We start from the raw sequence: 6029 nt of genomic DNA on the forward strand, positions 1-6029 counted from the left end.
TGCCCGCCATATAGGCACCGGTGACGAACAGAGCGCCCGCCGGGAACCGCATGATGAGCCGCTTGGCACCCATCCCGGCAATCAGCCCGACGACACCCTTCTTCCCGGTATCGGCGGCAACCCGTGCCGCCACGACGGTCGCCCCGACGCGGGCGACCTTTCGCAATATACCGGCCTTCTTGGGCGGGCGAACGGTAACGAGTGGGGCGGAGGGGGTGCGCAGCTTCTTCATAGAGGGTTAATGTATCGGAGGCCTACGGGTTCCACCAGCGCCATATGGATCACACCATATTTTCCGGGCGCACCAGCGCGTCGAAGGTCGCCTCGTCCACCAGCCCCAGTTCCAGTCCGGCTTCTTTAAGCGTCTGACCGGTCTTGTGGGCCTGTTTGGCGATCGCCGCCGCCTGGTCATAGCCGATCGCAGGTGCCAGTGCCGTGACCAGCATCAGCGACCGATCGACCAGTTCGGCGATCCGGGCCTCATTCGCCTCCAGCCCTTCGACGCAACGTTCGGCGAAACTGTCCATGCCGACGGCAAGCAGGTGGATCGATCGCAGCACCGCCGCGCCGATCATCGGCTTGAACACATTGAGTTCCAGATGGCCCTGCATGCCCCCCACGGTCACCGCCTGATGATTGCCGATCACCTGCGCGGCGACCATCGTCAACATCTCGCACTGGGTCGGGTTGACCTTGCCCGGCATGATCGAACTGCCAGGCTCATTGGCGGGCAGGTCCAACTCGCCAAGGCCGGAGCGCGGGCCGGAGCCGAGCAGGCGGATATCATTGGCGATCTTGGTCAGCGCGACCGCAAGCGTGGCGAGAGTCGAGGAGAGGTGAACCAGCGGATCATTGGAGGCCAGCGCCTCGAACTTATTGTCGGCGGTGCGGAACGGCAGTCCGGTGATCGCCGCAATCTCCGCCGCGACCGCAACGTCAAAGCCCTTGGGCGCATTCAACCCCGTGCCGACCGCCGTGCCGCCCTGCGCCAACGCCATCATGCCGTGCATCACGGCCGGTTCGATGCGGCTTTTGGCGCGATAGAGCTGATGCGCATAGCCCGAAAATTCCTGCCCCAGCGTCAGCGGGGTCGCATCCTGCAAATGGGTGCGGCCGATCTTGACGATGCTTGCCCACGCCTGCGCCTTAGCATCAAGCGCGGCGTGCAGCCGGTCGAGCGCAGGGAACAGCGCCTTCACCGCCGCCAAGGCCGCCGCGATATGCAGCGCGGTGGGGAAGCTGTCGTTGGAGGATTGGCCGAAGTTCACACCGTCGTTGGGATGCACCGGCACCTTGCCGCCCCGCGTGCCGGTCAGCGCTTCATTGGCGATCCCGGCGATCACTTCATTGACGTTCATATTGGTCTGGGTGCCGCTGCCAGTCTGCCATATGACCAGCGGAAACTGATCGTCATACTCCCCCGCCGCAACCGCCGCCGCCGCCGCCTCGATCGCATCGGCTTGGATGGCGTCGAGTCCATGATGCCGGTTCACGCGCGCCGCCGCCTGCTTCACGATCGCCATGGCATGGACAATGCCGATCGGCATCCGCTCGGTATCGCCGAACGGGAAATTCTCAATGCTCCGCTGCGTTTGCGCGCCCCAATAGGCGGTGGCGGGAACGTCGATCGGGCCGATACTGTCGGTTTCGGTACGGGTGGCGGGCATGGACTTCTCCTGGTCGATGACCATTCGCATTGATATGGTAAGCATGTGGGGCCGGGCGAGAAAAAACCAAGAGTGGTCGCAGAATGGCGCCATGCGGGCATCCGCCAGATCGCCATGATTGCCCAATCACGCCATGTCATGGGCTGATACGCCCTAAAGGCCGTATAGAAGATACAAGAAATTGGTTCGATACCGGCATGATCGAGGCAAGACGCTTCGTGCTATCCCACGGTGTTATGGGTATCTTTTTTATGCCCGCCTAATCCATATGATCACGTGGCCAGCGAAGTAAAGATGCATCGATATAATGCTCATCATTCGCTTATCGCGATTTTGTTCAGGGGTCTATTATGGATATGATTACGGCAGGCCAATATTTATTGGTCTATAACGCATTTTCGTTCACATTCGCCTCGATGGCTGCCGCCACATTATTCTTCTGGTTTGGACGATCGCAGGTCGGGCCGGCCTATAAGACGGCATTGACGATCACGGGATTGGTTACGGCGATCGCAGCCTATCATTATTACCGCATTTTCGAGAGCTGGTCGGAAGCCTATGCTTTGACCGACGGTGTCATCACGGCGAGCGGCGTCGCCTTCAATGACGCCTATCGCTATGTCGATTGGCTGTTGACGGTCCCGTTGCTGCTGATCGAACTGGTGCTGGTGATGCGCCTGTCGCAAAGTGCGACGGTGTCTACGTCGGTCCGCCTGGGTTCGGCCGCAGCGCTGATGATCATCCTGGGCTATCCGGGCGAAATTGCCGACAACAACAGCACGCGGGCCTTGTGGGGCACCTTGTCCTCCATTCCCTTCCTCTACATCGTGTGGGAATTGTTCAAGGGGCTGGGCGATGCGATCGAGCGGCAGCCGGAAAGTGCGCGCGGGTTGATCAAGCAGGCACGGTTGCTGACCTTCGCGTCATGGGGCTTCTATCCCATCGTCTATATGATCCCCTACACCAACCTCGCGGGCGGTGCGGTCGAAACCGGCGTTCAGATCGGCTACACCATCGCCGATCTTATCGCCAAGGCTGGTGTGGGCATCCTCGTCTACATGATCGCCGTGCGCAAATCGGCGGCCGAATATGGTGAGCCGGGCAAGCCCGCCACCGTAACGGCAGTAGGCTAAGTCTCGTCATGAACCGGCAGGCCTCTCACGGTCTGCCGGTTCACGGCCAAGGAGATGGAGATGGAGCAGAGCCATACCCGATGGGACGATTGGCGCATCGCTGGTCTGGTGGTGATTACCGCCACCACCATCTGCCTGTATTGCTTTGGCGTGTTGCTCGACACATCAACCATGACTGCCCTGGCGTCGGCGACATTGCTGATTTTTGGCATGCCGCATGGCAGTTTCGATCTGGCGCTGTTGCAAAGACATTCAACAGGCAGGGGCGTGTTCGGGTCGCGGATCGCGCTGATCCTCCTCTATCTGGCCTGTGCAGGTGTCATGTATCTCCTGTGGCGCGCCGCACCCCTCGCCGCGTTGACGGCCTTCCTCCTCATGTCGGTGATCCATTTTGCCGAGGATTGGGAAGGATGCGGTTCGCCATTCATTGCGGGTGGGATCGCGCTCGCCTTGATTTCCGCGCCGTCCCTGTCGCACGGCGACAGCCTTAGCACCCTGTTCGTGACATTGTCCGGGCGGGCTTCGGCCGCCATTCTTGCTGACTGCCTGCTTCTGGTAGCGCCCACGATGCTGCTGCTCGCCATCGCAGGGGTTGCGATGCTGTGGCATATGGGCCGCCGCAGATTGGCGCTTTCGGCGGCATGTGCCTTGCTGGCGATGCTGGTGCTGCCGCCAGTCATGGGATTCGCCCTATTTTTCTGCCTCGTCCACTCACCCATCCAGTTCCGGTCTCATGCCACCGCGCTTGGATTGCGGGGGATCGACCAATGGGGTGGGACCGTCATTCCGCTCAGCCTAGGCGGACTGGGCATTGCCGTTGCGATCTTCGCCTTGGGTAGCGGGCAATCCCTGCCCGAAGGCATTTTCGCCAGCAGCTTCATGGCCCTGTCGGTCCTCACCGCGCCGCATATGGCCGTGCCGATGATCCTTCGGATGGCGCAGGGCCAGAAAGCCCCAGTCCATATATGACAGGGGAACGTGCCGTTTTGCTGCAATGATGCAGCCGCCCCGGCCTATTTCTTCTTGCCGAAGTCCACGCTGACGACGTTGGAGCCGTCTTCACTGGTGACGACCGGGCCGTCATTTTCGGCTTCGTCATGCGGTTCGGGCAGGGCGTCTGTCTGCACCTGGAACTGCAGGGCGAAGTTCACGGCGGGGTCCACGAAGGCGGTGATCGCGGCAAAGGGGATATAAAGGTGGGCGGCGACCTGGTTGAAGGTCAGGCTCACCTCGACATGCTGGTCGCTGACCTTCAAATCCCAATATTTATTCTGCAGGACGATGGTCATTTCGTCCGGGAAGCGCTCGATCAGCCGCTTGGGAATGTCGACGCCAGGTGCCTGCGTCTTGAAGGTGATGTAGAAATGATGGGCGCCGGGCAGGCCACCGCTGCGCTCCACCTCACCCAATACGCGGCCGACCACGGCGCGCAGGGCTTCCTGCACGATTTCGTCATAGGGAATCAGGCTGTCGGGCAGGTCATCGCTCATGGCCCAATGTCCTAACGGCGCGAATCATGCGGTCAACCCCCGCACGCGCAGATTGCATGGCGCGCACCACACGCTATAGGGCAGCCATGCGCACGGCCGAGATTCACCGCAACACGGCGGAAACCCAGATCGACGTGACCGTCAACCTTGACGGCACTGGCCTCTATTCGGTGTCGACCGGCATCGGTTTCCTCGACCATATGATCGAACAATTGTCGCGGCACTCGCTGATCGACATGACCGTCAAGACGGTCGGCGACCTGCATGTCGACCAGCATCACACGACCGAGGATACCGGCATCGCCATTGGCGAAGCGGTGGCGCGGGCGCTGGGCGACAAGCGGGGCATCAGCCGCTATGGCAGCGTCTATTCGCCGATGGATGAGACGCTGAGCCGCGTGGCGCTCGACATTTCGGGCCGCCCCTGGCTGGTGTGCAAGCTGCCCTTCACGGTGCAGAAGATCGGCGAGTGGGATGCCGAGATGGTGGAGCATTTCTTCCACAGCTTCGCCCAGGCCGCCGGGATCACGCTGCATATCGAATTGCTCTATGGCGCGAACAACCACCATATCGTCGAAAGCGCGTTCAAGGGCCTTGCCCGCGCGCTGCGCCAGGCGGTCGAGATCGACCCGCGCAAGGCGGACGCGATCCCCTCAACCAAGGGCATGTTGTAAGGCATGACCATTGCCCTGATCGACTATGGCGCGGGCAATCTCCATTCGGTGCATAACGCCCTGCGCAAGGCGGGGGCACAGGATGTCGTCATTACCGCCGACGCCGATCTGGTCCGCCGGGCCGATCGCATCGTCCTGCCGGGCGTAGGGGCATTTCGTGCCTGTCGCGACGCGCTGGTGGCGATCCCCGGCATGGTCGAAGCGATGGGCGAGGCGGTGGGCAGCCGCGCGGTGCCGTTCCTCGGCGTGTGCGTGGGGATGCAGTTGCTGGCGGATGCCGGCGAGGAATTCGGGCGGCATGAGGGACTGGGCTGGATACCGGGCACGGTGCGGCTGATCGAACCGACCGAGCCTGGCATCAAGGTGCCGCACATGGGCTGGAACGATGTGATCCTTCAGGGCTCGCCGCCATTGCTGGAGCCAGGCGAGGCCTATTTCCTGCACAGCTATCATTTCGAAGCGACCAACCCGGCCCATGTCGCGGCGGTGACCAGCCATGGCGGCCCGCTGGTCGCGGCGGTGGCGCGCGATACGATCATCGGTTGCCAGTTCCATCCGGAAAAGAGCCAGTCCTATGGCCTTTCCTTTCTTTCGCGCTTTCTGGAGTGGTGTCCTTGAGCCTCATCGTCTTTCCCGCCATCGACCTGAAAAATGGCCAGGTCGTCCGCCTGGCCGAAGGTGATATGGACCGCGCCACCGTTTATGGTGACGATCCCGCCGCGCAGGCGATGCTGTTCGCGCAGGCCGGCGCGCAGCATATCCATGTCGTGGATCTGGACGGCAGCTTTGCGGGGCGTGCGGTCAATGCCGATGCTGTCGAAGCGATCGTCGAGGCTTTTCCGGGCCATGTGCAATTGGGTGGGGGCATTCGCAATCGCGAGGCGGTGGAGCGCTGGTTCGACCTGGGTGTCTCGCGGATTGTGATCGGCACGGCGGCGCTGAAAGACCCGGCGTTCGTGAAGATGGCGGCGCGCGACTTTCCCGGCGGCATCGTCGTGGCGGTCGATGCGCGCGATGGGTTCGTTGCGACCGATGGCTGGGCGGAAAAGTCCGACATGCCGGTGA

7 protein-coding genes and 1 pseudogene are annotated in these 6029 nt (G+C 62.0%); 5 read left to right on the forward strand and 3 right to left on the reverse strand.

The features are described 5' to 3' along the window. Both IL54_RS19870 and fumC read right to left on the reverse strand, forming a co-directional pair. Window positions 1-232: pseudogene (locus tag IL54_RS19870) on the reverse strand (hypothetical protein); the annotation flags it as partial. Window positions 233-281: 49 nt separating this feature from the next. Then, entirely contained in the window at window positions 282-1667 is a 1386-nt protein-coding gene (gene fumC, locus IL54_RS19875) for a class II fumarate hydratase (protein WP_037480541.1), read from the reverse strand. A 350-nt stretch (window positions 1668-2017) separates the two neighbouring features. Between fumC and IL54_RS19880 the strand changes: the two genes are divergently transcribed. Both IL54_RS19880 and IL54_RS19885 read left to right on the forward strand, forming a co-directional pair. Beyond that, window positions 2018-2800, forward strand: coding sequence for a bacteriorhodopsin-like (locus tag IL54_RS19880; protein WP_037479828.1), 783 nt, complete (start codon window positions 2018-2020; stop codon window positions 2798-2800). Between the two features lie 60 nt (window positions 2801-2860). After that, window positions 2861-3769 (forward strand): Brp/Blh family beta-carotene 15,15'-dioxygenase, encoded by a 909-nt coding sequence (locus IL54_RS19885; protein WP_162182259.1) that lies wholly within the window; start codon window positions 2861-2863, stop codon window positions 3767-3769. 44 nt (window positions 3770-3813) lie between these two features. On the opposite strand, the gene IL54_RS19890 is transcribed toward IL54_RS19885, so the two are convergent. Beyond that, a complete protein-coding gene (locus IL54_RS19890; RefSeq protein ID WP_037479831.1) occupies window positions 3814-4290 on the reverse strand; it encodes an SspB family protein in 477 nt (158 codons plus the stop codon). A gap of 86 nt (window positions 4291-4376) precedes the next feature. On the opposite strand from IL54_RS19890, the gene hisB reads away from it, so the two are divergent. From hisB to IL54_RS19905, 3 genes are all read left to right on the forward strand, one after another. Beyond that, complete coding sequence (hisB, locus tag IL54_RS19895; RefSeq protein ID WP_037479833.1) at window positions 4377-4964, forward strand: imidazoleglycerol-phosphate dehydratase HisB; 588 nt, start codon at window positions 4377-4379, stop codon at window positions 4962-4964. Window positions 4965-4967: 3 nt separating this feature from the next. Then, window positions 4968-5582 (forward strand): imidazole glycerol phosphate synthase subunit HisH, encoded by a 615-nt coding sequence (gene hisH, locus IL54_RS19900; RefSeq protein ID WP_037479835.1) that lies wholly within the window; start codon window positions 4968-4970, stop codon window positions 5580-5582. Next, the coding region (locus IL54_RS19905; protein WP_037480543.1) for a HisA/HisF-related TIM barrel protein at window positions 5579-6029 on the forward strand (451 nt) is incomplete at its 3' end. The genes hisH and IL54_RS19905, both read left to right, overlap by 4 nt.

It is taken from the genome of Sphingobium sp. ba1, from assembly GCF_000743655.1.
Taxonomy (GTDB): Bacteria; Pseudomonadota; Alphaproteobacteria; order Sphingomonadales; family Sphingomonadaceae; genus Sphingobium.